Here is a 26,045-nt window from a genome sequence, read left to right on the forward strand (position 1 = left end):
GCGTCCCTGACGACGCCGACTCAGGCACCGATTGTTGTCAGGGAGGCGATAGAGTCGGCGACGCGGCGTTCCATCCCTGTCCCAGCGAATCCCGGCACGGGGTCGACACCCTGTGCGTAGAACTCCGATTCGCTTTCGACAAACTCGACGCAGAGTGCCCGCGCGCCGAAGCGGTCTAGCAACTCCCGGACGCGGGCCGCAAGCGTCACCTCGACGGTCTCCTCGCTGATGATACGGTCCAGCCCGGACACTTCCGACCGGACCTGAATCGCTCGCAGATGGGTTTCGCGGCCGTCGTTGACGGCGAAGTACTTGTACTCCACCGGCTCCTCCTGAACACAGGCCTGGTAGAAATCACCCTCGTCACTGTTTACCGGCACACCGTCCCAAGAGTAGCGAGTGCGGGGGATGTAATCGCAGCCGGGCTTCTCGAACCAGACGGTCGGCACCTGACAGCCGACCTGCTCCAGTCCGTGCAGGGCGACGAGTCGGCAGGCAAGCGCCGTCGTCGGCAGGAACCCGTTCCACGTCTCAACGCCAACGCTGTCGGCGTACCGAAGGGCGCTGAATGACTCCGGCCCGAGCGTTGTATTGACGAGTGCAGATAGGTCGTCGATATCGGCTTTGGCCACCGGGTTTCCGGGGCGGAGAAACTGGATGTCGAACCCCCGAGCGGAGAGCCGCTCTGCGACGGCACCAAACACCGGGTGTTCAGGCTCGCAGATGAAGCCGATGCAGTCCATACCGCCACGTCTCAGCGGTCCGATAAAAAAGTCGCGCAAAACCGAACGACTGAGGCACCGTGGTTGCGAAGTGACGGCCTGATGAACCTGCTCAGTATTGGAGGGCATTCCGGTGCCGAGAACTGGGACATCGTCGCCGTCGTTGTCCTCTCCGCCGTGGCCGGTGCAGTCCTGTGCGGACTCGCCCTGGCCGCGTACCGACAGCGCGGGACGCGTGCATATCTGCTGATTGCGCTCGCACTCACCGCGCTGTTCGTCCGCCCACTCATTGCGCTGCTATCTGGGTTTTCAGTGGTTTCAGCACCGACCCACCATCTCCTCGAACACGCGCTCGATACCGTCTTTGTCGTCCTCGTCCTCGGTGCAGTGTACTACGCCCGGACAGTCGAGAAGCGCCTCGATAAGGAGGGACTATGAGCGACACCAGAGTTCGGATTTACCGGCATATCGAGTCGAATCCGGGCGTCCACTTCCGAGAATTAACACGGGCGCTGGACCTCGCAACAGGACAGGTCCAGTACCACCTGTCCCGGCTTGACCGCGTTCACAGCGAGTCGGTCAACGGGCGCACGCACTACTACACGTCGTCATTTGACTCATGGGAGCGCCACGCAATCGCCTTCCTCCGTCGCGAGACGGCGAGAGACATTCTCCTTACGCTCATAGAGTACGAAACCGCTCGCCCCGGCAAGGTGGCGGACCATCTTGATATCGCACGGAGCACGCTCGAACACCACCTCAGCGGTCTGGTCGAGCACGATGTCGTCGAAAAGCGCCGAGACAGTGGCCGGGTGACACTGGCGCTCTGTCGGCCGGACCTGACGGTCGAACTGCTCGCGGCAGTTGAGCCCACAATATCCAGCCGCCTGTCGGACCGCTTTACCCGGCTACTCGACCAACTGTTCGAGAGCGAGTAGCCCGGTTTCCGCGGGAGTGGGTGCTTTCGAGTCCTGTACCACAATCCAATTGCACGGGCAGCCCATAACGTCGATGATGACTGAACGTGGGATTTCCCGACGCGAGTTCGCCAAGAGCGCCGTGGCCATCGGCGGCACCGCGGCGCTGGCTGCCTGTCTCGACCGTGGGTCGGGAACTGTACCCAAGGGAACCGACGACCCCTCGTCTCTCCCGGCGCGTCAGCACGCCTGGGACGCGTCGCTGGCGACGGACGACGCGGGGAACCACCGACTGTCGCGACACCACGTCCTCCTATTGCTTGACTACGCCAGCGACGGACCGCCGACCGATGCCGACCGCGAGCAGGTCGAAGCGGCGCTTCGAGACCTCGAACGGGCCTACGAGTGGAGCAACGAGGGACTGCTGTTCACGCTCGCATACAGTCCGGCCTACTTCGACCGCTTTGAGGCCGACGTAGCCGGTGTCGACCTGCCCGAACCAATGGCGCTTGCCCCCTTCGAGGACCCAGAACTCGACACACCAGACGCACTGCTACACCTCGCGAGCGATGACGAGCGGGCCGTTATCGCCGCCGAGGAAGCGCTGAAAGGCAACCGAGACACGGTGAACGGCCACGAGATGAGCGCTACCTTCGAGGGTGTCCTGCGCGAGGCGGAGCGCCGGACGGGATTCGTCGGCGCCGGTCTGCCCGCCGAGAATCAAGACGTCGACGGGGTTCCGGACTCCGAACCGGTCCCCGAGGAGGCCCCGCTGTTCATGGGATTCAAATCCGGGTTCAAGGAGAACCAGGCTTCCGAGGACCGGGTAACGGTCAATTCGGGGCCGTTCGCCGGCGGCGCGACCCAGCACCTCTCGAAAATCCGGCTGCAACTCCAGCAGTGGTACGAACAGGACTCCCGAGACCAGCGCGTCTCGAAGATGTTCTGTCCGGCCCACGCCGCCGAGGACAAGGTCGAGGGCGTCGGCGAGAACCTCGGCACTGACAACGGTGCCGGTGAGTGCCCAGAAGACGTGGTCGACAGCGGCCGGCGAGAGGGCGTTGTCGGCCACGCACAGAAGATGTCCCGCGTCAGAGAAGACGGAACACCGACGCTCCTCCGCCGGGACTTTAGTTCGACCGACGGCGGTGAAGCGGGATTGCACTTCCTCTCGCTACAGCGTTCTATCGCCGACTTCGTCGCGACAAAACAGGCGATGAACGGCACCGATGTCGCGAACGACTCCGCTGTCGGGCAGCGAGTGAACAACGGTATCCTCCAGTATATGACGGTCACGCGACGCGGGAACTACCTGCTCCCGCCACGCTCGCTGCGTTCCCTGCCCCGAGCGAACCCGGACACGTGAGCGGTAGGCGGAGCCACGCAGTCCTGCTTTCGGCCGCCGTACCAGAACGGTCTTTCAGATGAGGACCCAAAGACGGTCTATGAATCGACGACAGTTCCTCGCCAGTGCCGGCCTCGCCGGCACGACGGTCCTGGCGGGGTGTGGCTCGCTGAGTTCCCAGTCGACACGCGCTCCACCGCTGGTCGAGAACCGCCCTGACGCCACGTACCGCCCAACCCACGCAGAGGGGATGGGGATGGCCGGCATAGCGCAGGCGGGCGAGTACATGGTCGGACTGAGCTACTCCTTTCCCCACCGGTTCTGGACAGTAACCGGGACGACAGCCGAAAAGGTCGACATCCGGAGCGAGGACAGCGTCCACCTGATGGCGACTATCTGGGACCCCGAAACGGAAATGGTACTCCCAGTGTCCGCCGGCCTCTCAATCACAATCGAGCGCGACGGCGAGACAGTCGCCGACAAGTCCCCGTGGCCGATGATCTCCCAGAACATGGGTTTTCACTACGGCGACAACTACGCACTCGGCGGCGACGGCGTCTATCAGCTCTCGGTCCGCGTCAACGGGATGGGCGAGCGCCGGCTGGGTGCCCTCGAAGGCCGATTCAACGAGGCCGGCGAGGCGACGGTCGAATTCGACTTCGCCCAGAACACGCGCGACCAGCTCTCCTTTGAGGAGTTCCCGGACTCACAGGGCGAACGCGCGGCGGTCGACCTGATGAACATGGATATGGTGCCAACCTCGCAGGTCCCCGAAGTGTCGGCCCTGCCCGGAACGGTCCTCGGGACGGACAAAGGGAGTGACGGCGTCTACGCCGTTACGTGGCTGCAGGACGCCGCGTTCCTCGCCGACGGTGAGTCGTACCTCGCCGTCTCGGCTCGGACGCCGTACAACCGCGTTCCCCTCCCGATGATGTCCCTCGACGGAACCGTAGAGGCCGACAGCGAGACGCTGTTTGAAGACGCGCTGACCGCCGCGGTCCACCCCGAACTCGGATATCACTACGGCGCAATCGTCGAGACAGCAGCGCAAGCGCCGTCCGTCAGTGTCGACGTCGTCGCCCCGCCACAGGTATCTCGTCACGAGGGATACGAGACAGCGTTCCTGACGGCGCCTTCGTTCTCGTTTGCCAGCGGCTAACCGCGATTAATCCATCCATTCGACGTAGTCCGGACACTCGTCGCATTCCACGCGGGTCGCCCATCTCTCACCGCGGTCGTGGTTCAACGGCGCCACCTTGGTGACGTTGACGTTCACTGAGCCGCATTTCGGACACTGTCCTGGTATTTTGGAGTTGGACATCGTCTGGTTTCCTCTTGGCTAATACACAATTCTCAGTTGTCAGTAATGTTATTTTCCCCCTGAATTACACCTAAGCCGGCAGCGTACAACTCACAGCACAGTCAACACTGACTGTAGAACAGAACCGGCCAGTTGCGGTTCTCGGAGGCTACATGGTCAGTACAATGGTAACTACCCAATAGGGAGACGGTGAGGGATGTGAACGGCCGCTCCAGCAATACCCAGAGGCTGCAGTAGACTGCAACACCACGCTTACGGCCCCCTTTCAGTCAGTCGAACCACTCGGTGTAATCGTGACAATCGCGGCACTCGGCACGGATGCTCCACTCGTCTCCGCGCTCGTGAAAGGACGGTGCAACCCTGTGTATCCGGACAGCGACTACTCCGCACTCTGGACACTGACTCGGAACCGGCTCACCAAACATGCATTGGGACTATCTGTATAGTCACAATCCCATTCTTGGGTCATATTTCCTCCCTAAAATAACATAATACTCGTTATATTTAGGATTTAAATGGCAGAAAACATAACAGACAGGTACAGCAACAGTATACCCGATTTCACTCCACAGCGAACGGATTCTCAGTCTGTTGCCACGGCCAACCCGGGACGCGTGTCTGGACCCCAGCCGCGAGCGCAGCATCAAGATCGTCAGCACCCGCAGTGGCTGTGTCATCGCCGTGGGTTCGTACGTCCGCAAGGTGGAAGGTCGCCTCTGCAAGCAGTCGGAGCGGTTGCTCACCGGCGATCATAGCCGCCAACTCGCGGCCGAGGAGTTCGTCGACGACAAACCCCGGGTAATCGTCAGTAACGTCCAGTCCTCGGAGCAAACGGACCAGCGCGGCGACGTTGACCGCCCGGTCGCCGTCGGCGAACACCTCGTCGATAGCAGCCGTGTAGGCGTCGTCTGTGAGCGTGTCAACGTCAACACCGAACTGCGAACCCAGATAGGCTCGCGTTTCGTTTACTAGCGGGACAACGTCGTCGCCCCGCTCCTGCACCCAGTCGTACTCTTCGTGGACAGTTTCAGGCGTCAGTCGCATGCTGGGGTCTCACGTGGAGGCCGCTTACCGCTTGTGGGCGCACAGAGCGGCGACTGCGGGACAGTTCCGACCTCCGTATTGCGAAGGCTTTTATAACACGAGGGGAATACTGAGAAATAGAGGACGGTTTTCCGGACATCTCTCCACGTCCGGAGGCAACTCACCGATAACTGATGACTTTATTAGAGAGCGTACATCCCGCGGCACCAGGTCGGCCCGCACCAGCCGTGGACGGCCCCGCTACCGGGATGACCCGTTTTGAGCTATGAGCACTGTAGACAAGCAACTCGAAGACGTGAAGGCAACGATCGACGAGGAAGTCCCGCGCCGTATCTCCGTCTCGGATGTCACGTACGAGGGACCGGAACTCGTCATATACACGCGTGACCCGAAGGAGTTCGCCGCGAACAGCGACCTCGTTCGCCGGCTCGCATCGAAGCTCCGGAAACGCATCACGGTCCGACCGGACCCGGACGTACTGGCCCCGCCAGCCGAGGCCGAAGAGGCGATCCGGGAGCTCATCCCCGAGGAAGCCGGCGTCATGGACCTGAATTTCCACGCTGACACCGGTGAAGTCGTCGTCCAGGCACAGAAGCCCGGCGTCGTCATCGGTCGACGCGGCTCGACCCTGCGTGAGATCACGCAGGAGGTCGGGTGGACACCCGAGGTCGTTCGGACGCCACCCATCGAGTCCTCGACAGTCGAGAACGTCCGGAACTTCCTCAAACAGGAGCGCGAGGACCGCCGTGACATCCTCGAACGCGTCGGCCGGCAGATCCACCGCGAGCCGATGTCGGACGACGAGTACGTCCGCATTACGACGCTGGGCTGCTGTCGGGAGGTCGGCCGCGCTGCGTTCATCCTCTCGACGCCGGACACGCGAATCCTCATCGACTGCGGTAACAAGCCCGGTGCCAACGGCGAGCAGCCGTATCTGGACATTCCGGAGGCGTTCGGTGCCGGGACCAACGGCATCGACGCCGTCGTCCTGACCCACGCACATCTCGACCACTCAGCGCTGGTCCCGCTCCTGTTCGAGTACGGCTACGACGGCCCCATCTACTGCACTGAGCCGACACGGGACCTGATGGGACTCCTGACACTCGATCACCTCGACACCGCCGCGGACGACGGCCGCACCCCGCCGTACGACTCCGAGATGGTCCGTGAGGCGATCAAACACACCATCCCGCTGGAGTACGGTGACGTGACGGACATCGCGCCCGACATCAAGCTGACACTGCACAACGCCGGCCACATTTTGGGCTCATCAGTGTGTCACTTCCACGTCGGCGACGGGCTGTACAACGTCGCCTTCTCCGGCGATATCCACTACGACGACACGCGTCTGTTCGACGGCGCTGTCAACGACTTCCCCCGGGTCGAAACGCTCGTGCTGGAGTCGACCTACGGCGGCCGCAACGACTACCAGACCGACCAGGAAGACTCGGAGCGAAAGCTCAAGCAGATCATCCAGAACGCCTACGACCGCAACGGGAAGGTCCTCATTCCGACCTTCGCCGTGGGGCGGTCCCAGGAACTCATGCTCGTCCTCGAAGAGGCGATGCGGAACGGCGACATCCCCGAGATGCCGGTCCATCTTGATGGAATGATCTGGGAGGCGACAGCCGTTCACACGACCTACCCCGAGTATCTCCGCGACGGCCTGCAGGATCGCATCTTCGACGAAGACAAGAACCCGTTCTTGGCTGACCGGTTCAATCCTATCGACGGCGGTGACGAGGAACGGGAAGAGATCGCCGACGGCGATTCCTGTATCATCCTCTCTACGTCCGGGATGCTCACCGGCGGCCCGGTTATGTCCTGGCTCGACCAGCTCGGCCCGGACCCGGATTCGACGCTCACCTTCGTCGACTACCAGGCGGAGGGCACACTCGGCAAGCGAATCCAGCGCGGCATCGACGAGGTTCCTGTCAGCGGCAGCGGACGCAACGAGAAGGTCCCACTGGAGATGACCGTCGAAACGGTCGACGGCTTCTCCGGGCACGCCGACCGACAAGGGCTCGAGAACTTCGTGAAGACGATGAACCCCCGACCTGAGAAAATCCTCTGCGTGCACGGCGACGAATCCGCGACACAGGACCTCTCCTCGTCGCTGTACCACGACCAGAACATCCGGACCTTCGCGCCGGAGAACCTCGAAACGTTCCGCTTCCGCTGACCCGGTCGCTGCTCTCTGTTCGCGGTCAGTAGTCAGACAAACCTCTATACCGCAAGCGGGTGAAGCAGCACGTATGGACATCATCCAGTATCTCGACGAGCTCGAACCGGTCGGGATGGTACTCATCGGACTCGTGCTGTTCATCATCCCGGAACCTGCGACATCGACGCTTGGAATCGGCCTGATAGTGCTCGGCGGCGCGTGGTGGTTCTACGAGTGGAACCGCTGAAATAACTCGGATGAATCACGACCGCATTCACGCACAGGAACCGTCACACCACCGCGACCGCTGGACGGTCGGCACAATCACCGAGATAGCGGAGCGCGATGGCCACTGTGTCGTCACTGTCGAAGACGAGTCCAGTGAGCCAGCTGAGCTCGTCGTCACCATGGCCATTCGGGACCTGTTCGTCAGTCGGCTAGACATCGGCGACGACGAAAGTCCGGTCGGCGAGCGCGTCTGGTTCCGGAAACGCGGCGGGCAGTAGCGAGCCGCTGGCGCGTCCGGGATGCGACCGACGGTGACTACGACAGGTCGACGGTCCGGTCGGCCCAGTGCCGGAGTCGGTCGAGCGCGTCCCGCTCGGCCCGAGACACCGGGTCATCGACGCCCAGCTCGTTGCTGTCGAAGGCGTTGAGGACGGCTACGTCCGCCTTCTCACAGTATCCGGTGAGCCGGCTGACCGCAACGGAATCGTGCTGGAACGGAATCGTCGCGTCGTTGACGAACACCGCCCGGGGAGTCTCCGGGAGTGCGTCCAGCTGTTGCTCGGCACGGCGAGCGTTGTCCCGGGCGAGCGCGACCGCCTGCTCGGCCGTCTCGCTCTCAGCCCGCGGTGCACTGGCGTCAATGCGACCGAGCCAGACCGCCTCCGGCACAGTGGTGAAGCGGTCAAGGCGACCGCCCAGAATTGTCCCGTCGCGTTCGAGTTCGGGTGCGAAATCGAGGACGACAACACCCTCGGTGCCCTCGCTGTCAAGCCAGGCGTTGAGGGCGGCCGCGGTCGTCCGCGTCTTGCCGGCGTTGGAGGGACCAGTGACGAGCGTCGACCCCGAGAGCGGGAACTGGAGACCGGTCACGCGAGGAGTTCCTCCCGGAGGAACTTCCCGCCGAGGCCAGCCATAGCGAGACCGAGCGCAATAGCGAACGCCAGCACGAACCCTGAAAGTGGGCCGACGCCCCCGCCGAGCTGTTCGACAACGAAGTTCGCGGCCAACCCGCCCGAAACAGCGATGAGCGCCAGCCCGCCGACGTTGGCGAGCAGCGAGTTCGACTCCGGAACCGCAGCAGAGTTCAGGAGATAGAGGACAAGGGCGATGGCGAACGGCGTGCCGACCGTGCCGAGCGCGAGCACGAGGACGAGTTGCCCGAGGACGTTCCCGCCGATGAACGCGCCCGGAGCAGACAGCAGCGCAACGGCGGCGAGCAGGCCGCGATAACGGTTATCCTCGATAGTGGTGCCCCAGCCGAGTTTGTCCGCGAGCAGGAACGGCGGGACGATGGTGTTGCCCCCGAGCGTCGACACGGCAGCACCCCAGAGGCCGAGCAGGAACAGCCAGCGGGCGCTGTCGCCGACTAGCGGTCCGAGGGCCTCCGCAGCGCCGACCGTCGTGAGGTCGCCGGAGGTGAGCACGCTCGCCGTCACCAGAAAGATGGCGAGGCTATAGATGCCAAAGGCCATCAGCATCGACGCCCCCACGTCGACCGTCGCGAGGTCGTAGTCCTCGCGGGTCCAGCCGCGTGCCCGCATCGTGTAGGAATGCATCGTGATGAGCGTGATGTGGACCGCGCCGCCGAGGATGCCGGCCGCGACCAGTGCGCTCCCGGACGGGACCGAGGGGACCAGTCCGGCCACCGCCGCGCCGGCGTCGATGGGCACGACGAACAGACTGGCGACGAACGCGACGACGACCAGCAGGACGAGGACTTTCGCGGCCAGTTCGAGGAAGCGATAGCCCCCGCCCGCCAGCCCTGCTGCGAGGATGAGCGCCCAGACGACGCCCCAGATGCGCGCGTCGATACCGGTTACCGTTGCCGAAACGGTAGCGACGGTCTTCATGATGACGAGCTGTGCCACGCCGGCGGCGAGTACCGCGTCCCCGACCAGTAGCCACGCCCACGTTTCGCCGAGGTGGTCCTCGACGACGGCGACAATGCCACGCTCGGTCAGCAGTCCCAGCCGCATCGCGAGATACTGCGCCAGCGCCCCCGCCCCTGCGGAGAGGACGACGACCCACAGGAGACTGTAGCCGAACGCACCCCCAGCAGTGACGAGGCTGGCTATCGTTGCTGGGCCGGCGGCGATTGCGCCCGCAATCCAGGACGGTCCCATCGCTTCGACGTAATCACTGATTGTCCCGCTGCTCACAGCCGAACTATCGACGGTTTCGGTCGAACTCATACCTCCGGCTTGGGTGAGGCCCCCTGAAAACACTGCCGACATATTGTTCGGTGGTATTCGGCAGTAATTCAACTGCTGTACTGCGATTACGGAAAATGGAAGCGCTGGCCGAATTGACAGACCACACGCTCACCGGGCGGACCGCTACCAGAAAGAGTACAGACTGCGTCGGCTCAGAGTTCGACGGTTCCGAGGTCCGATTCCAGTTCGTCGACGTGGTCGTTGTATGCGTCGACGAAATCCGCGAACTGCGGGGCGTACTCGCGGATGTCGGCTGCCGAAGGGGGTTCGTACTGCGAGAGGAGATAGAGCCCGTTGCTCCCGCCGACCCGGAGGTACGACGCGCCGTCAGTGTCCCATTTGAGTTCCCAGCGCGTGCCGCCGATTCGGTCGGTGAAGGTCCCGTAGTCGCCGCCCTCGTAACGCTGGAGTTCCCGCGCGATCTGGTCACAGATTTCGCGGACGCGGCCGAGGACACGGTCGCGTTCGGCCACGACGCCATCGGTTGTTGCGATTTCCGGGAACTCTGTCGACACGTCGTCGAGCACGCCGTCGAGCGACGCGACGTAGTCGTTGAACCCCTCGACAAAGGCGTCGTAGTCGGCGAGCGCGGTCGCTAGCGGCTCCGGCTCTGGCGGCTGCTTGGTCGAGATGACATACGTATCCGAGCCGCGCGACGGCGAGAACCGCAGGTACTCCAGGTCGCCGCCCTCGTACTTGACGGTCCACTCGCCGCGGTCGGTCTCGATGTCCGCCTGTCCGTAGTCGCCGCCCTCCAGCCGAGCGAGCTGGTAGGCGACCTGTCCGGCGTGGTCCCGGACCGCCGCGACCAGTTCGTCACGCTGCTGTGCAACGGCCGTTGCGTCGGCGGGGTCCACCGGTGGCCACTCTGTCACAGTAGACGGAAGCGACGGGACGGCAATAACAGGCTCGGTCGGCTACTCGGACTCCAGCAGGGCGTCGTCGCCGTGGCGCTCGCGGAGGCCCTCGAAGTACTCCCGCTGTTCATCAATGTTCGATGTCGATTCGTCGTACACGTCGGTAAAGAGGTCCGTCGGGTCCGGCGCATGGGACTCAGCGTTGTCAATAATCTCGCCGAGGCGCTCGTCGATGGTGTCGTCCATCACGTCAATTTTTCCGTCGTCCAGCAGATTGCAGTTTCTGAGGAACGCCTCCATGCGGTCCAGCGGGTCGCGTTCGCGCCACTCTTCGACCTCCGCGTCGTCCCGGTACACGTCCGGGTCGTCGGCGGTCGTGTGCGCGCCGAAGCGGTACTGGACAGCCTCGATGAAAATTGGTTCCTGCTCGCCGCCGTTTGCTCCCACAGCCCGCTCTCTGGCGGCCTCGGTGACGGAGTAGGTCGCCAGGGGGTCCATCCCGTCGACCTGCACGCCGTCGAAGCCGTAGGCGTCGGCCTTCTGTGCCAGCGTCTGACTGGCGGTCTGGCGCTCTCGGGGGACAGAGATAGCCCACTGGTTGTTGTTGCAGAAGAACACCGTCGGCGTCTCGAACACGCCGGCGAAGTTCATCGCCTCGTGGAAGTCTCCCTCGCTGGTGGCCCCGTCGCCGAAGTGGACGACGCCAGCCCGCTCATCGCCCCTTTTTTTTGCTGCCCACGACCAGCCGACAGCGTGGGGGAGATGCGCGCCGATAGAGATGTTCAGCGGGAACACGTTCACGTCGCCAAGAGCGGCGTTGCCCGCTTCGTGACCCATCCAGTAGAGGACGTACTCCCAGGGGAGCCCGCGAGCCACAAGTGCGCCGTGTTCCCGGTACTGATAGAAGATCGTGTCCTCGTCGGCCAGCGCGTACGTCGACCCGACCTGTGACCCCTCCTGACCCGCCAGCGACGAGTAGGTGCCGAGTCGGCCCTGTCGCTGGAGGCTTATCATCCGCTCGTCGAACCGGCGGGCAAAGCGCATATCGCGGTACATCGACACCAGCGCCTCGTCGGACAGGTCCGGAATGAGGTCCGGGTCGACGATCTCACCGTCTGAATCGAGCGCCTGTACCCGGTCGTCGGGCGCCCGATTGAAAACGTCCTGTGTCATTTCGTACCCTACACTCGGAGAGGACCGTCAAAAAGCTGTGTTCGGCTCCGGTCAGTCGAGCCACTCCAGCACGCGCCGACGTCCTGACCCGAGTATTCATGCCGTGTCCGCCCAACGTATCCATGATGCTCGGCAAAGAGGGCCCAGCGGCGGACAGTGAGCGGGTGACGTTCTGGCGAGACCACCACCTATCGCACACCCATGCGGTACTCTGGACCGTCATCCTCGTCGCAACAGTCGGAGATATCCTCCTGACGATGACCGGCCTCACGGTCGGTCTGCAGGAGGGGAACGCCGTCGTCAGCACGATGCTTGCGGAGTTCGGGCTGGCTGGCCTCTGGCTGGTGAAGTTCGGGGCGATGCTGTGGCTGGTCGCCGGATGGCGACTGCTCTCCGAGCGCAACGCGACGGTCTTTCTTGCCCTCTTTGCCGTGGTGACGCTCGCGGTCGTTGCCTACAACTCAGTCACCATCCTGCAGTACCGTGGGGTAATAACGGCTGTTGCGGGCATTTGAAGCGCTGAGGCGTCAGGATTCAGGAACAGCGGGATTAAGTACCACTGGGTGTGACCACGGTGTAATGGATAGACGGTCTTTCCTGACAGCGGCCGGCGCGACGGTGTCCGTCTCGTTTGCCGGCTGTGCGGGGCTGGGCGGCAGCGACGAATCGAGCACCGGGGCGTCGAACACGGACGAGTCAACCGCCTCCGGGACGAGTACCGGCGACGCCGGCGATGTAGAGGAAACGCTCGTCGTCGGGACCTACAGCGCGTTCGTCGACTCGCCGTCGACGAGTCCAGGCGCGTGGGTGAAACAGCGCTTCGAGGAGGAGTTCGACGCCCGCCTGATCTGGCAGACACCGAGCAACGAGGTCAACCACTACATCGAGCGCCGGAACGCCGGCGTCGACATTGAGGCGGATATGTACCTCGGACTGAACACCGACCACCTCGTCCGAGTTGACGAAAACCTTGACGACGGGCTGTTCGCCGATGTCGGCGATGTGGCTGGACAGGACGACATCAAATCTGGGCTGCAATTCGACCCCGACGGGCGGGCGATTCCCTACGACACTGGCTACATCAGCCTGGTGTTCGACGGCACAGCGACCACAGCGCCGGAGACCTTCGATGGCCTCCTTGCTGAGGAACACGCTGGCGACCTCATCACGCAGAACCCTGCCAGTTCAGCGACCGGGCGGGCGTTCCTGCTGCACACGGTCAAGCAGTTCGGCCCGGACGGCTATCTGGACTACTGGAGCGACCTGCAGGACAACGACGTTCGGGTGCTTGGCTCCTGGAGCGATGCCTACAGCGCGTGGTCGGGCGGCGAAGCGCCGATGGTCGTCTCCTACTCCACCGACCAGGTGTTCGCGGACCAGAACGACGCCAATCTGGAAGAACACCAGATCCGCTTCCTGAACGACCAGGGCTACGCCAACCCGGAAGGGATGGCGGTCTTCGATGGAGCGGACACGCCCGACCTCGCCCGGGAGTTCATGGGCTTCCTGCTGCGCCCGGAAATCCAGGGCGAAATCGCCGTCCGGAACGTCCAGTTCCCGGCAACAGAATCAGCCGACCTCCCCGAGGACTACGCCGAACTGGCCCAAGAGCCCCCGGAACCAGTCACGTTCGGCTACGACGAACTCAAGGGCTCCGTCTCGGGCTGGATCTCCGACTGGGAACGGCAGTTCGCCTCGAACTAACGACGACAGACTGTGGCCCGAGATTTCGACGGCGGCGCGGATGGTGCCGACAGCGAAAAGATGACAGAGACAGCGAGTAGTCCATCCAGCAAGCGAGGCCGAACCGTCCGCAACACTATCGAGCGTCGGGCAATCGTCGGGCTCGCGGTCGGCACTATCGCGCTGTTGCTCGGCATCTTCTACTACCCGGTGGCGACAGTCTTTATCGACAGCGTCCTCGTCGACGGCCGCTGGACGGGACGGGTGTTCGTCTCGATACTGCAGGACCCGTTCTATTTCGGGGAGCCCGCGCGGTTGCTCGCTGGCGAACAAGTGGGAGCCGTCATCGAGAGCGTCCTGTCGCCGGACCGGCGGCTGGGCGTCATCGGCTTCACGGCATATCAGGCGGCCCTCTCAACCGTTGCCAGCGTCGCCCTCGGCCTGCCGGCAGCGTATCTGCTCGCTCGTTATGAGTTCCCCGGTCGGCGAACGCTCCGGTCGCTAACGATTCTCCCCTTCGTCCTCCCGTCGATAATGGTCGGGGTGGGCTTCGTCGCCACGTTCGGCCGGAACGGGACGCTCAACGCCGTGCTCGGCGCGCTCGGTCTGGGACAGGTGAATCTCCTGTTTACGCTAGAGGCTGTTGTCATCGCCCACGCGTTCTACAACGCGCCCCTCGTGGCGCGGGTGACCACCGCCGCCTGGGAGTCTGTCGACGCCAGTGCGGTCGAGACGGCCCGGAGCCTCGGCGCGAGCCCCTTCCGAGCATTCCGCGACGTGGTCGCCCCGCAACTGTATCCATCGGTGCTGATGGGCGCGGCGCTGACGTTCGTGTTCACCTTCAGTACGTTCCCCATCGTCCTCGCCTTGGGCGGCTTCCAGCTTGCGACCGTCGAGGTGTTCGTCTACCGACTCATCCGCGACCTGGAGTACGCCGAGGCGGCTGCCCTCGCGCTGATTGAACTCGGCATCTCGCTGGGCCTGCTGTACGCGTATCTCCGCTACGAGGCCAAGCATACCGTCCGGTCGCGGGGGATTCGACCGCTCCCACGGCGGCCGCTGACACCGCCGTCGTTATCGGTCCGTGAACTGCTCCCCCGACTGGGGCTCGCTGTCTACGCCGTCGTCGCGCTGGCGGTGTTCGTCGCGCCGATAGCGAGCATGGTACTCGCCAGCCTCAGCGGCCCGGAGGGGCTGACGCTGGCGAACTATCAGTTCCTCATCGACCGCCAGACGACCGGCGCATCGTTCCAGGTCCAGCCGTGGGATGCGGTCCGGAACTCGCTTTTGTTCGGGGTCGCCTCGCTCGCCGTTGCCCTGCCGATGGGCGTCGTCGTGGCCGTCCTCACGACCCGTGACTACCGCGGCCGGAAGGTCGTCGACGCCGTCGCGATGGCCCCGCTGGCCGTGTCTGGCATCGTCGTCGGCCTCGGCCTGCTCCGGGGCCTCGTCTTCGGCGTCGAAGTCGGCGGGACTCGTCTCGCCGTCGGCGGCGGCCTCGCTATCATCGCCGCCCATGCCGTCGCCGGCTACCCGTTCGTCGTTCGGACGGTCGCGCCCGGACTCGAGGGAGTCGACCACACGCTGGTCGAATCCGCCCGCGCGCTCGGCGCGCCGCGTGCCAGAGCGCTGCTGGACATTGAACTGCCGCTCGTGTGGCCAGCGGTCATCGCTGGGGCCGCCTTTGCGTTCGCTATCTCTATCGGGGAGTTCTCGGCGACCATTGTCCTTGCCTCCGGGACGAACCAGTTCACGATGCCAATCGCCATCGAACGGTTCATCGGCCGCCGGCTCGGTCCCGCGACAGCGATGGGCGTCGTTTTGCTCGTGGTCACCAGCGCGAGCTTCCTGCTCATCGACCGGCTGGGAGGTGACGAGGTTGGGTTCTAAGGAGCCCCCCGCAGACGGTGCTGCCGTGAACCGGGCCGCCCCGCCGGCCGTCGAACTCGACGGCGTCACCAGACGCTACGGCGAGACGACCGCCGTCGAGGACCTGTCGCTTTCCGTTCGGGACGGCGAGTTCTTCACGCTGGTCGGACCCTCCGGCTGTGGGAAGACGACGACGCTCCGGCTCATCGCCGGCTTCGAGGACCCGACGCAGGGCGAAGTCCGGTTCGGCGGCGAGTCCGTCACCGGCGTCCCCCCAGAGGACCGCGACGTAGGCGTTGTCTTCCAGAACTACGCGCTGTTCCCGCACATGACCGTCGGGGAGAACGTCGCCTACGGGCTCTCGTTCACCGACCCGCCAGGCGGCGGCAGTGACGAGGCCCGGGTGCGCGAACTGCTTGAGCTGGTGGACCTCGGCGGCATGGTGGACCGGGACCCCGACACGCTCTCGGGCGGCCAGCAGCAGCGGGTGGCGATGGCCCGCGCACTGGCCCCCGGCCCCGACGTACTCTTGCTCGACGAGCCGATGAGCGCGCTTGACGCGAAACTCCGGGAGCGCCTCCGCGTGCAGGTCCGCGAGATTCAGCAGGAACTGGGAATTACGACGATTTACGTCACCCACGACCAGGAAGAGGCCCTAGCTGTCTCAGACCGCGTTGCGGTCATGCGCGACGGGACGCCGGAACAGGTCGCGCCACCGCGGACCATCTACCGGGAGCCGGCGACGGAGTTTGTCGCCACCTTCGTCGGCGACAACAACGTCCTCAGCGGTACGGTGACGGCGGTACGGTCGACCGTCCGCGCCGAGGACGCCGACAACTCTGGCGATGAGAGTGGATATTCCATCGCAGACGTGACAGTCGACGATACCACGCTCTCAGTGGCCCTGAATGGTGACAGCGACCCGACCGCGGCTGTCTCGTCCGGAGACCGGCTCACATTCTGTGTGCGACCGGAACGCCTTGCTGTCGACGCCGGCCGAAATGCGGTGACAGCGACGGTCACGAGTGCGGAGTTCCTCGGCGAAACCACGCGCGTTCATCTCGACTGGGAAGGCCGAGAACTCCTGTTGCGAGCCGAAGACCCGCCGACAGGCACCGTGACAGTCGGCTTTGCCCCGGCGGACGCACACGTTGTCGACAGACAGCCGTAAGCTATCAATCCCCACGCCGGCACCGGAATGGAGTCTGTTTTAACCGACCTGTGGTTATCGCCGATATCAATATGACACGCGGTGCCGTCGCAAGTGGTCGGAAGAGGGGTATCGGAGCGTGTCGACAGGGCTGGCGGAAATCACCACCCATAGGCTGGAGTCATGCCGGAGTCCAGTCAAATAGGCGCGACGGGGGGCAGTGATGGTCGAGTTCGAACCCCGACTGTTCGACGATATCGACCCGTCTGAACGGCCATCATTGGGGGCTGCACTCGTGCCGATCGCGGGGATGATCGTGTTCCTCAGCGTGGGCCTCATTGCCTTCGATCTGGACCCACAGTTCCCGCTGTTCTGGGGAATTGCCTTCACCGGCCTATTCGCACGGTACCACCTCGGGCTCTCGTGGTCGGAACTGTACGACGGTATTGCCAGTAGCCTGCTCATGGGAATGCGGGTGATTCTCATCATGTTCACCGTCTATGCGCTCATCGCGTCGTGGATTCAGGCGGGCACGATTCCAAGCCTGATGTACTTCGGGCTGGAACTGTTCACGCCAATGGTGTTTCTCCCGGTAGCAGCTATCCTCTCCGCAATAATCTCCTTCGCCGTTGGTTCCTCGTGGACGACGGCCGGGACGCTCGGGGTCGCGCTCATCGGGATCGGTTCGGGACTGGGTATTTCAGAGCCGATGACCGCCGGCGCGATTCTCAGCGGGGCCTACACGGGGGACAAGCAGTCCCCGCTCTCGGATACGACGAATCTGGCCGCAGCAGTGACAGACACGGACCTGTATGAGCACATCAACGCGATGCGGGCCGGCACGCTCGCCGCGTTCACGATTGCCGTCGTCCTGTACGCCGGCCTCGGGCTGCGAGCGGCTGGGGCTATCCCCGCCAACCGCGTTGCGTCAATCCAGGCGGCGATAGAGAGCACGTACGTCGTCTCGCCGCTCGTGTTTTTGCCGGTCATCGTGACCTTTGGGCTTGCACTGCGTGGCATCCCCGCCCTGCCGACGCTCGGGACAGGTGTCTTCGCGGGCGTTGGGACCGCAATGCTCGTGCAGGGAACCGGATTCGGCGCTGCGTGGTCGGCGGCACAGTCCGGGACAGCCCCAGAGACGGGCATGGAACTCGTAAACGGACTCTTAGAGAGCGGCGGCCTGACCGGCGGCGCGTGGATTGTGACGATTGCGATTGCCGCGCTCGCACTGGGCGGCCTGCTTGAACGGGCCGGCGTGCTCGCGGTGCTCTCCCACCATCTCGGGCGACTCTGCCACAGCGTTGCGAGCCTCACGGGCGTCACCGCTGTGTCCGCCGTCTCGATGAACATTCTCGCGGCGGAGCAGTACGTGAGCATCGTGGTGCCGGGGATGACGCTCGGTAATCTGTACAACGAACAGGGGCTCAAGAGTCAGAACCTCTCCCGAGCCATCGAAGCGTCGGGAACGACGACGAGTGCGCTTATTCCGTGGAGCAGCGGCGGACTGTTCATGGCCGGGACGCTCGGCGTCCCGACGCTGGAATACGCGCCGTACTACTTCTTCGGCTTCCTCTCGCCGCTCGTGCTCCTATTCATGGGGGTGACCGGCTGGCAGATCGTCTATGCGGACCGAGCCGACAGCGAAGAGCCGGCCACGGGGCCCGGTGGTGCCGGATCGGTGACAGCGGGCGAAGACTGATCGGCCCCGAACCGCCTGCGGTAGCGAATCGGTGACCACATCTGGAAGTCGTCTTCTGTCTTGAATCGCGCGTGTGTGTGCGCGCGAAGCCCTCATAAGTCCACAGCCCCTACTTTAGTTGATGACACCACAGAAGCCATCCGCTGACGGCGAGCAGGCTGCCGACGGTCGGGCGAGCGACGCGGGTCCGGCAGTCGACTACGAGACGGTGTCGGTCCCAGTGCTGGTCGTCGGCGCTGGCGCTGCCGGGGCGCGGGTCGCAATTGGACTTGCCGAGAACGGTGTCGAGCCGCTGGTCATCGGTAAACGGGACCACGGCGACGCGCACACGACGTGGGCAGCCGGCGGCATTAACGCCTCCCTGGGGTCGCTCGATCCCGAGGACGACTGGACCATCCACGCGGCAGACACGCTGGACGAGGGGCATTTCATCAACGACCCAAAAGCGGTCGAACTGACGGCCAAGCATATGCCCGACCGAATCCGGGAGCTTGACGACTGGGGGATGCCGTTTGACCGTACCGAAGACGGGAAAATCAATCAACGGTACTTCGGCGCGCAGTCGTTCCGTCGGACCTGCTTCGTCGGCGACCGGACAGGCGAGGCGATGCTGGATACGCTCGTCGACAAGGCACAGAGTCTCGGGATTCCCTACCGCGACAACGTGATGATTACCCGCCTGCTCTCGGACGGCGATCAGGTCTACGGCGCGGCCGGCTACGACATGGAGAGCGGCGAGTTCATCCTCTTCGAGTCGGACCACATCGTTCTGGCAGCGGGTGGCTCCTCTGCCCTGTACAACCGCCATTCCTCGCGTGATGAGGAGAACAACGGCGACGGCCCGGCGCTGGCGCTCGAAGCCGGCGCGTCGCTGATGGACATGGAGTTCGTTCAGTTCCACCCAACGGGGATGGTCGGCGACCGCTACGGCGAGGACTGGGACGGCCGACTCGTCACCGAGGCGGTCCGCGGCGAGGGCGGTCGACTACTCAACGCCGATGGCGAGCGGTTCATGGAGGAGTACTCGCCGGACCAAATGGAACTCGACGCGCGGGACGTGGTCGCCCGCGCCATCGCGCAGGAGCTCCGCGAAGGCCGCGGAACCGAGAACGGCGGCGTCTATCTGGATATCTCCCACCGCGAAGACGAGTACATCAAATCGCGGCTCCCGCGGATGTACGAGCGGTTCATGGATCTCGGCGTCGACATCACCGAGAAGCCGATGGAAGTCGCACCGACTGCCCACTACTCGATGGGCGGCGTCGACATCGATTTCGAGAGCGGCGAAACCGGCGTCGGTGGGCTCTATGCCGTCGGCGAGACGGTCGCAGGCGTGCACGGTGCGAACCGACTCGGCGGGAACTCGCTCGCGGAGACGGTCGCCATCGGCGCGCTCGTCGGCGACCACGTCGCAACGCAGGTGACAGGCGACGACCGCAACGGGGCCCTGCCGGACGGGCAGCGTGCTATCGCTGAGCGTGAGTTCCAGTCGCTGCGGGAACTAGAGGCATCGGACGGCGACGAGACGCCGGCGGAACTGCTGGCAGACCTCGGCGACCTGCTGTGGGAGCATGCTGGCATCCTCCGCACTGACGAGTCGGTGTCGGCAGGGCTGGAGAAGCTCCGAAACCTCCGCGAGCGGACGGGCAACATGCATGTTGACGGCGACCGGACCAGCCTGTCGTTCGAACTCGCTGTCGACCTCTCGTTCAGCCTCACGGTGGCCGAAGCGCTGCTACTGGGTGCGCGCAAGCGCGATGAGTCCCGCGGCGCACACTACCGCACCGATGCGCCCGACGTAGACCCCGACTGGCGGCGGAACATCCTCGTGGACCAGGGTGACACAGGACTCGAACTGACGACCCGTGGTGTCGCAGAACCGAGCGACGCAGTCAGCGAGGCGGTCGATGTCGGCTACGAGCTTGACTACCACCACCTCGAGTAGGGGACGCTCCGGGAACGCTCTCGGCCTGTCGGGGCACTACTCAAACGTTGATGGGCTCGTGGTTTTGGCTCCGCTGTTGTGTCCGGGATAGCATCCGCTGTGTTGTCTTTCAAATCGACGCGGCTTCGCCGGCTACTCCTCGACAGCCACAACCGCTGCCATAATTTCGTCGACCAGTCGCGGGCTGTACGTCCAGAGGCCCCGGAACGGCCCGTCAGCAGTTTCCTCAGCAACGAGTGCACACTTGTTCTGGTCGTCACCGGCGGCGTCGAACGCCAGCAACCACACCTGTTCGAGGGCGGTGTCTGTGAGTGGGTGGAACGTGATTCCGGGAATCGTCGGCGGCTCCCAGTCCGCCTGTCCGTACACGTGGATGTCGAGGGCCGTGTCGCTGGCAAGCGTCTCGTATCGGGCGCGCTGAGAGCGGAAAATCGACAGCGACTGGAAGCTCACTCGAAGGGTGCCGTTCCCGACGCGGTAGGCCCTGTCCTCGAACTCGCGAGACGTTTCAAGCAACTGTGCCGGCGTGAGCGACGAGAGGAGCGTGTTCGCGAGCGCCGAGTAGAGCAGCTGTCGACCCGGGTCACTGTCAGGCGGTCCGCTGTCGTCGGAACCGATCGCCGGCGTACACAGGAACGCCTGCAGCGCGGTGAGCGGGACTGTCTCTGCGAACGCGCCGTCCCGACGGATGACGACGAACGCATCCTGATGGCTGGTCGGGAGTTTCCGCCAGATGGCGTCGATTCCCTGGCTTGCCAGACGCTCGACCACAGCCGTCGCTGCGGGCGGGCCGTACACAGTCATCGCTACGTCCGAACCCTCAAACCGTCGGAGGAGCGTGCTGACTGTCATCGGCCCATCGTTAGTGTTCGTGGTCTGCCTCAGCGCCGTCCAGATCGGTTATTGTCGCAAGAATCTCGGTCGTCGACGGCGGCAGCGATGCCAGCGTTGCGGTCTGCTGGTCAGCATCGTAGGTAACGATGCCAGCGTCATCGAGAGCGGGAAGGTGGCGGTGGTGGAGCGCAGTGCGGGTATCGTCCCAGTTGCAGGCGTCGGCGTCCCGTCCACGTGCTTTGACCCAGCCCACGACCACATCAGTGAGTTCCGTGACTGTGGCCGAATCGTGTTCGGCGAGGTATATGTATATCATCCGCCGAGGCTCGGCTGCCAGCGCCCGTAGCAGCGTATCAAGTCGCTCGGACGGTAATCCCGATGTCTCTGCAGGCTGCTCGTGCTGGTCCATGTCAACCAATTATCCACTCCCAGTATTAATATCATTGGCCAGTAGTTAGTCACAGATGTGACGGAATCCATTTACGTGCCAGCACCGTCTAAAATGTATGAACTACGAGTCCGCTCTACAGCGTGCGTACGACGTGCTACCAGACCAGCCCCGGGAGGCCGGTGAACGGCTCTCGATTCCGGACCCGGAAGGCCAGACGGACGGGGCGTTCACACGCCTGACAAACTTAGAGGCAATCGCTGACGCCGTCTCACGGGACGCACAGCACCTCCACCGGGCCATCCAGCGCGAGTTCGGGACCAACGGTCAGTTCGACGGCGGCGAAGCCCGCTACAACGGCTCGTTCGACACCAGCGATTTCGAGGCCGCTATTGACGCGTACATCGCCGAGTACGTCACCTGCTCCGAGTGTGGCCTGCCCGACACCGTCCTCAAAAACGAGGACGGCGTCGACATGCTGCGCTGTCAGGCCTGTGGTGCGTTCCGCCCGGTCGCCAAGGGTGCGAGTTCGAACACGCAGCAGGACCGACCCACGCTCGAAGAGGGCGAGACCTACGAGGTCAAGATTACCGGCACTGGCCGCGAGGGCGACGGCGTCGCCGAGAAAGGGAAGTACACCATTTTCGTTTCCGGAGCGCGCGAAGGCCAGGTCGTCGAAGCCTACATCGAGAGCATCAGCGGCACGCTGGCGTTCGGTCGAGTCGCCTGAAGCCTGTTTTCCGCGGCGCGGCTACGTTTCTTCCTTATTCCCAGAGGTCCGTCGAGAGATATCGTTCGCCGGTGTCTGGCAGGACGACGACCACCGTTTCCTCGGGGTGTTCGGTGGCGTACTCCGCGGCCGCGTGCAGCGCCGCACCCGATGAAATGCCGACCATAATCCCTGCCTCGCTGGCAAGGCGCTGGGACGCTGCCACGGATTCAGCCTTACTCGCGGTCCGCACTTCGTCGATGAGGTCACGCCGGAGAATGTCCGGCACGAACCCGGGCCCGATGCCCTGAATGTCGTGGCTGTCCGGGTCAGCCGCCGAGAGCAGTTTGGACTGTTCAGGCTCAACAGCGACTGAAGTGAGGTCCGCGCCGACCCTTTCCTTGATGTACTCCGAGATGCCGGTGATCGTGCCGCCGGTCCCGACACCGGCGACGACCGCGTCCACGTCGCCGTCGGTATCGGCCCAGATCTCCGGGCCAGTTGTCTCACGGTGGGCGCGCGGGTTCGCCTCGTTCTCGAACTGTCGAGCGCGGACGGTGCCCGGCGCGTCAGCCAGTTCGTTCGCGCGCTCGATTGCGCCGCTCATCCCGCCGTCGGCCGGTGTGAGTTCGAGGTCCGCGCCAAGCCCCGAGAGCAACTGCCGGCGCTCCTCGCTCATCGATTCAGGCATCGTCAGCACGCAGTCGTAGCCCCGTGCAGCGCAGACAGCGGCCAGCCCGATACCGGTGTTGCCGCTGGTCGCTTCGACGACCGTCCCGTCGTCGGTGAGATCCCCGGACTCGGCGGCCGCCTCGACCATGTACAGCGCGATGCGGTCCTTCACCGAGTAGGGGTTGGCCGCTTCGACCTTCCCGAGCAGATTGCCTGCGAAGCTGTCGAGACAGACCAGCGGCGTGTCGCCGATGAGGTCGGTCACGCTGGCTGGGACAGTGCCGTCGTCGTCTCGCTGTGCGTACGACTGCATACACCGGGAGAAGACGATTGGCCCCCGTAACAGAGCACCCAGAATACTGTGGGTCGAATACATTCACTCGATTCCGAGTCTCCAGAAGCTTATGTTGTCTCCAGCCAATCGTTTCAGTAATGCCTGAGATTACCGTCTCTGAGGGCCTGTACCGTCAGCTATCCGCCGCCGAAGATCAGGTCGACGAAGACACGCTCTGGAAGATGCTGCACCAGTTCAAGCGCCAGAACACGCCGAGCGAGTAACGCCGTTGCTATCCCACCGGTTCGATGAGTTCTGGCGAGTCGTTGGCAGGGCTGTTGACCGCTGACGAAACTGGATAGGTCTGCATAGACCCGTCGTACGGGTCAAGTAGTGTGGCCACGTCGTCGGCGCTGCCGCGAAGCCACGTTGACTCCTCTGAAGGGTCCAGAATGACGGCCATCCGGTGATGGAGGTCGGCAACAGCCTCGTTCGGTTCGGTCGTCACAATCGTGAATGACTCGACGATATCGTCTTCTCCGCCCGAATCACCGCCGCTTGCACCGAACTCTCCCAGCCCAGTCTGTCGCTGTGGCGGCTTCCACCGCTCGTATAGTCCCGCCATCGCGAACAGGTCGTCGTCCGGCAGCGCCACGCGGTACGGTTGCTTGCCGCCGCTCGTCTCAACCCACTCGTAGAACCCATCAGCAGGGACCAGACAGCGTCGAGACTCGTACGCCTCGGCGAACGACCGTTTCTCGGCCAAGGTCTCAGCGCGGGCGTTGATATGCCCGTGGTCCGTTCGGCTGTCGGCCCAGGTCGGAATCAGGCCCCACTCCATTCGCTGGATTGTGCCCGGTGACTCGTCGGTGATGACCGGCAGGTCCTGACTCGGAGCGGCGTTGTATCGGGACTCGTAGTCGAAGGAAAACTCGGCGTCGAACCGCGTCTCAATTTCCTCGCGAGGGGAGAACAAACTGTAGCGGCCACACATAACCTGTGGTTGGCGTTCCCGCTGGATAAATCCACTACTCGCGCATCCACTCGCTTGCCTGTGGCTCCGCCGGGTCGGTCCTGACCTCGACGAGTGTCGGCGCGTCGGTCTGGACTGCTTCGTGAACCGCCGTGCGGATTTCGGACGGCGTGTCAGCCTGCGTGGCTTCCATCCCCATCCCGGCAGCGACAGTCCCGAAATCGATCGGCGTCCTGTCCCATCCGTACGCCTGATGATCGAGGTCGTAGCTGCGCCCCGCCTCCTCGCTGATAATCGCGTAATCATCGTTGTTGAGGACGACGACGGTAATTGGGAGATTCTCAGCGACCGCAGTATGAAGCTCGTGGACGCACATCATGAGGCCACCATCACCGGTCAGTGCAACGACCGGTGTGTCCGGATTCGCTAGCTGTGCCCCAATCGCAGACGGTAGTCCGGTGCCCATCGTCGCCCACGACCCGGGGTTGACGTAGCTGCGTGGGCCGTACGCCGCAAACGTGTTCAGCGCCCAGACGCGGAACCCCCCGGCGTCGACAGCGGTGATGGCATCCGAAGGGAGTGCGTCTCGAAGGACTTGCAGCACATGGACGGAGGTCAGCGGCGGTTCCGAATCCACGAGCGGTTCGATTCGACGCGCTGTGGCGTCACGGACAGCCTGTGCGCGTTCGGCCCCGTCCGTCTTCGAGGCGGGAGCGGTGTCAGCCGCCGCGATTCTGTTCTCAATCGCCGTCATCGCGTCCGCGGCATCTGCGAGGATGCCGGCAGTCGGGTCATAGCCCGTGCCGAGGTCGTCAGCGTCAATGGTGACCTGAATGAGTGTCTCAGGCAGTTCGACCGACCACCCGCGTGTCCCGTGTGCGTCGAGGTCAGAGCCGACGGCCAGCACAGCGTCGGAATCGGCGAGACAGTCCAGTAGCTCTGGGCTCGCGCTGCCGGCCAACACGCCGGCACTGAGGTCGTGATCCTCGGGGAACACGCCCTTGCCCTTGTACGTCGTTACGACAGGCGCGTCGAGTCGCTCCGTGAGGCTTCGGAGCGCCGCCGTCCCGCCCGACGCTCGCACACCACCGCCGGCCAGAATAAGGGGCCGCTCGGCCGCGAGCAGATGCTCGGCGGCTGTCGAAACTTCTTGTTCCGGGACAGTATTTGAACTCGGAGCCGACGGTGTGCTTGCACCGGCGAGCGGGACATCCATCTGCAAGTAATTCTTGGGGAGCCCGACTCTAACTGGCCCTTTCGGGGGTGTTTGCGCGATCTGTACTGCCCGGTCGATTGTCGCCGCTGTCGTTTCGGGGTTTTTCAGTAATATGTTCTCTTTGACGACGTTGTCGTAGGTGTCCGGTGGGGTTTCGTGGATCGCATCACCGCCCCGGAGCGCAGGCTCGGTTTCAATGGCGAAATGCACCAGCGGCGTGCAGTCGTTCAGCGCGTTTTTCAGGCCGTTCATCGCGTTCATATCGCCCGGGCCGGGGACGACAACAGTGCTCGCTATCTCCCCGCTCGTTTCTGCATAGCCCCAGGCCTGATGTGAGACCGCCGTTTCGTGTCGTGCCACGACAAAGCGGATGTCGTCCCGGTTGCCGATGGCCTCGTTCAGCGGGAGGGATTGCTTCCCCGGGATTCCGAAGACGGTATCGATGCCGTTCGCGACGAGACGGTCTACCACCGCCAGACTAACGCGCATACTGGTTCCTCACTCGTAAGACAATTCACTCTCATGACTTTAGTTCGCCGCCGGCCATGCTAGACCCCAGACCGCGTCGGGTCGCCACAGTCGCAGGGGAGAATATACTACCGAGCCCTGCACGGCCCGCGAATTTAAATCCGAAAGCGCCCAACTACGT

The 26,045-nt window shown here is 63.9% G+C and carries 26 protein-coding genes; 15 read left to right on the forward strand and 11 right to left on the reverse strand.

Translation table 11 applies throughout. From position 1 onward, the window contains the following. Window positions 1-20: 20 nt before the first annotated feature. The gene (locus G9C82_RS04655; RefSeq protein WP_127013489.1) at window positions 21-743 is read right to left on the reverse strand and encodes a hypothetical protein; all 723 of its coding nucleotides are present in this window, start codon (window positions 741-743) and stop codon (window positions 21-23) included. Window positions 744-824: 81 nt separating this feature from the next. Between G9C82_RS04655 and G9C82_RS04660 the strand changes: the two genes are divergently transcribed. From G9C82_RS04660 to G9C82_RS04675, 4 genes are all read left to right on the forward strand, one after another. After that, the gene (locus G9C82_RS04660; RefSeq protein ID WP_127013490.1) at window positions 825-1,160 is read left to right on the forward strand and encodes a hypothetical protein; all 336 of its coding nucleotides are present in this window, start codon (window positions 825-827) and stop codon (window positions 1,158-1,160) included. Continuing rightward, window positions 1,157-1,660, forward strand: a complete 504-nt coding sequence (locus G9C82_RS04665; RefSeq protein ID WP_127013491.1) for a helix-turn-helix domain-containing protein — start codon at window positions 1,157-1,159, stop codon at window positions 1,658-1,660. Before G9C82_RS04660 ends, G9C82_RS04665 begins: the two co-directional genes overlap by 4 nt. A gap of 76 nt (window positions 1,661-1,736) precedes the next feature. Continuing rightward, a complete protein-coding gene (locus G9C82_RS04670) occupies window positions 1,737-3,005 on the forward strand; it encodes a hypothetical protein (protein WP_007188291.1) in 1,269 nt (422 codons plus the stop codon). Between the two features lie 79 nt (window positions 3,006-3,084). Further along, complete coding sequence (locus G9C82_RS04675) at window positions 3,085-4,143, forward strand: hypothetical protein (RefSeq protein WP_004963082.1); 1,059 nt, start codon at window positions 3,085-3,087, stop codon at window positions 4,141-4,143. A 723-nt stretch (window positions 4,144-4,866) separates the two neighbouring features. Here G9C82_RS04675 and G9C82_RS04680 read toward each other — a convergent pair. After that, complete coding sequence (locus G9C82_RS04680) at window positions 4,867-5,349, reverse strand: hypothetical protein (protein WP_004963111.1); 483 nt, start codon at window positions 5,347-5,349, stop codon at window positions 4,867-4,869. Window positions 5,350-5,614: 265 nt separating this feature from the next. On the opposite strand from G9C82_RS04680, the gene G9C82_RS04685 reads away from it, so the two are divergent. The 3 genes from G9C82_RS04685 to G9C82_RS04695 all read left to right on the forward strand — a co-directional run bounded on the left by G9C82_RS04685 (window position 5,615) and on the right by G9C82_RS04695 (window position 8,019). Beyond that, on the forward strand, window positions 5,615-7,531 hold the full coding sequence (locus tag G9C82_RS04685) for a beta-CASP ribonuclease aCPSF1 (protein WP_011222852.1): 1,917 nt from the start codon (window positions 5,615-5,617) through the stop codon (window positions 7,529-7,531). A gap of 73 nt (window positions 7,532-7,604) precedes the next feature. Further along, window positions 7,605-7,760, forward strand: a complete 156-nt coding sequence (locus G9C82_RS04690; RefSeq protein WP_004963115.1) for a hypothetical protein — start codon at window positions 7,605-7,607, stop codon at window positions 7,758-7,760. 10 nt (window positions 7,761-7,770) lie between these two features. After that, on the forward strand, window positions 7,771-8,019 hold the full coding sequence (locus G9C82_RS04695; protein ID WP_004963117.1) for a hypothetical protein: 249 nt from the start codon (window positions 7,771-7,773) through the stop codon (window positions 8,017-8,019). Window positions 8,020-8,056: 37 nt separating this feature from the next. On the opposite strand, the gene G9C82_RS04700 is transcribed toward G9C82_RS04695, so the two are convergent. The 4 genes from G9C82_RS04700 to pdhA all read right to left on the reverse strand — a co-directional run bounded on the left by G9C82_RS04700 (window position 8,057) and on the right by pdhA (window position 11,984). Then, a complete protein-coding gene (locus G9C82_RS04700; protein WP_127013492.1) occupies window positions 8,057-8,611 on the reverse strand; it encodes a hypothetical protein in 555 nt (184 codons plus the stop codon). Beyond that, the gene (locus G9C82_RS04705; protein ID WP_127013493.1) at window positions 8,608-9,933 is read right to left on the reverse strand and encodes a divalent metal cation transporter; all 1,326 of its coding nucleotides are present in this window, start codon (window positions 9,931-9,933) and stop codon (window positions 8,608-8,610) included. The genes G9C82_RS04700 and G9C82_RS04705 overlap by 4 nt, the downstream gene beginning before the upstream one ends. A 173-nt stretch (window positions 9,934-10,106) precedes the next feature. After that, entirely contained in the window at window positions 10,107-10,811 is a 705-nt protein-coding gene (locus G9C82_RS04710) for a hypothetical protein (RefSeq protein ID WP_127013830.1), read from the reverse strand. A 60-nt stretch (window positions 10,812-10,871) separates the two neighbouring features. Further along, window positions 10,872-11,984, reverse strand: a complete 1,113-nt coding sequence (pdhA, locus tag G9C82_RS04715) for a pyruvate dehydrogenase (acetyl-transferring) E1 component subunit alpha (protein WP_127013494.1) — start codon at window positions 11,982-11,984, stop codon at window positions 10,872-10,874. 122 nt (window positions 11,985-12,106) lie between these two features. Between pdhA and G9C82_RS04720 the strand changes: the two genes are divergently transcribed. From G9C82_RS04720 to G9C82_RS04745, 6 genes are all read left to right on the forward strand, one after another. Beyond that, on the forward strand, window positions 12,107-12,499 hold the full coding sequence (locus G9C82_RS04720; RefSeq protein ID WP_007188288.1) for a DUF5658 family protein: 393 nt from the start codon (window positions 12,107-12,109) through the stop codon (window positions 12,497-12,499). 64 nt (window positions 12,500-12,563) lie between these two features. After that, window positions 12,564-13,688 carry a thiamine ABC transporter substrate binding subunit gene (locus G9C82_RS04725; protein ID WP_127013495.1) on the forward strand — a complete coding sequence of 375 codons (1,125 nt, stop codon included), beginning with the start codon at window positions 12,564-12,566 and terminating at the stop codon, window positions 13,686-13,688. Window positions 13,689-13,700: 12 nt separating this feature from the next. Then, window positions 13,701-15,557, forward strand: a complete 1,857-nt coding sequence (locus G9C82_RS04730) for an iron ABC transporter permease (RefSeq protein ID WP_127013496.1) — start codon at window positions 13,701-13,703, stop codon at window positions 15,555-15,557. 25 nt (window positions 15,558-15,582) lie between these two features. Continuing rightward, window positions 15,583-16,707, forward strand: a complete 1,125-nt coding sequence (locus tag G9C82_RS04735; protein WP_127013497.1) for an ABC transporter ATP-binding protein — start codon at window positions 15,583-15,585, stop codon at window positions 16,705-16,707. A 202-nt stretch (window positions 16,708-16,909) separates the two neighbouring features. Then, window positions 16,910-18,385, forward strand: coding sequence for a Na+/H+ antiporter NhaC (gene nhaC, locus G9C82_RS04740; protein ID WP_004963135.1), 1,476 nt, complete (start codon window positions 16,910-16,912; stop codon window positions 18,383-18,385). 121 nt (window positions 18,386-18,506) lie between these two features. Then, a complete protein-coding gene (locus G9C82_RS04745; RefSeq protein ID WP_127013498.1) occupies window positions 18,507-20,330 on the forward strand; it encodes an L-aspartate oxidase in 1,824 nt (607 codons plus the stop codon). Window positions 20,331-20,462: 132 nt separating this feature from the next. Here the strand turns inward: G9C82_RS04745 and G9C82_RS04750 are convergent, their stop codons facing one another. Both G9C82_RS04750 and G9C82_RS04755 read right to left on the reverse strand, forming a co-directional pair. Next, window positions 20,463-21,182, reverse strand: coding sequence for a DICT sensory domain-containing protein (locus G9C82_RS04750; RefSeq protein ID WP_127013499.1), 720 nt, complete (start codon window positions 21,180-21,182; stop codon window positions 20,463-20,465). A gap of 10 nt (window positions 21,183-21,192) precedes the next feature. Continuing rightward, window positions 21,193-21,573, reverse strand: a complete 381-nt coding sequence (locus G9C82_RS04755; protein ID WP_127013500.1) for a helix-turn-helix transcriptional regulator — start codon at window positions 21,571-21,573, stop codon at window positions 21,193-21,195. Window positions 21,574-21,670: 97 nt separating this feature from the next. On the opposite strand from G9C82_RS04755, the gene G9C82_RS04760 reads away from it, so the two are divergent. Continuing rightward, window positions 21,671-22,282, forward strand: a complete 612-nt coding sequence (locus G9C82_RS04760) for a translation initiation factor IF-2 subunit beta (RefSeq protein ID WP_004963147.1) — start codon at window positions 21,671-21,673, stop codon at window positions 22,280-22,282. A gap of 34 nt (window positions 22,283-22,316) precedes the next feature. Here G9C82_RS04760 and cysK read toward each other — a convergent pair whose 3' ends face one another. Next, a complete protein-coding gene (gene cysK, locus G9C82_RS04765; protein WP_127013501.1) occupies window positions 22,317-23,246 on the reverse strand; it encodes a cysteine synthase A in 930 nt (309 codons plus the stop codon). A 119-nt stretch (window positions 23,247-23,365) separates the two neighbouring features. On the opposite strand from cysK, the gene G9C82_RS20860 reads away from it, so the two are divergent. Further along, a complete protein-coding gene (locus tag G9C82_RS20860; protein ID WP_004963153.1) occupies window positions 23,366-23,491 on the forward strand; it encodes a hypothetical protein in 126 nt (41 codons plus the stop codon). A gap of 8 nt (window positions 23,492-23,499) precedes the next feature. On the opposite strand, the gene G9C82_RS04770 is transcribed toward G9C82_RS20860, so the two are convergent. Next, window positions 23,500-24,201 (reverse strand): SOS response-associated peptidase, encoded by a 702-nt coding sequence (locus tag G9C82_RS04770; RefSeq protein ID WP_007188280.1) that lies wholly within the window; start codon window positions 24,199-24,201, stop codon window positions 23,500-23,502. 34 nt (window positions 24,202-24,235) lie between these two features. Next, a complete protein-coding gene (locus G9C82_RS04775) occupies window positions 24,236-25,885 on the reverse strand; it encodes a thiamine pyrophosphate-binding protein (protein WP_127013502.1) in 1,650 nt (549 codons plus the stop codon). Window positions 25,886-26,045: the final 160 nt, after the last annotated feature.

The organism is Haloarcula sp. R1-2 (assembly GCF_011627385.1).
GTDB classification, from domain to species: Archaea; Halobacteriota; Halobacteria; order Halobacteriales; family Haloarculaceae; genus Haloarcula; species Haloarcula marismortui.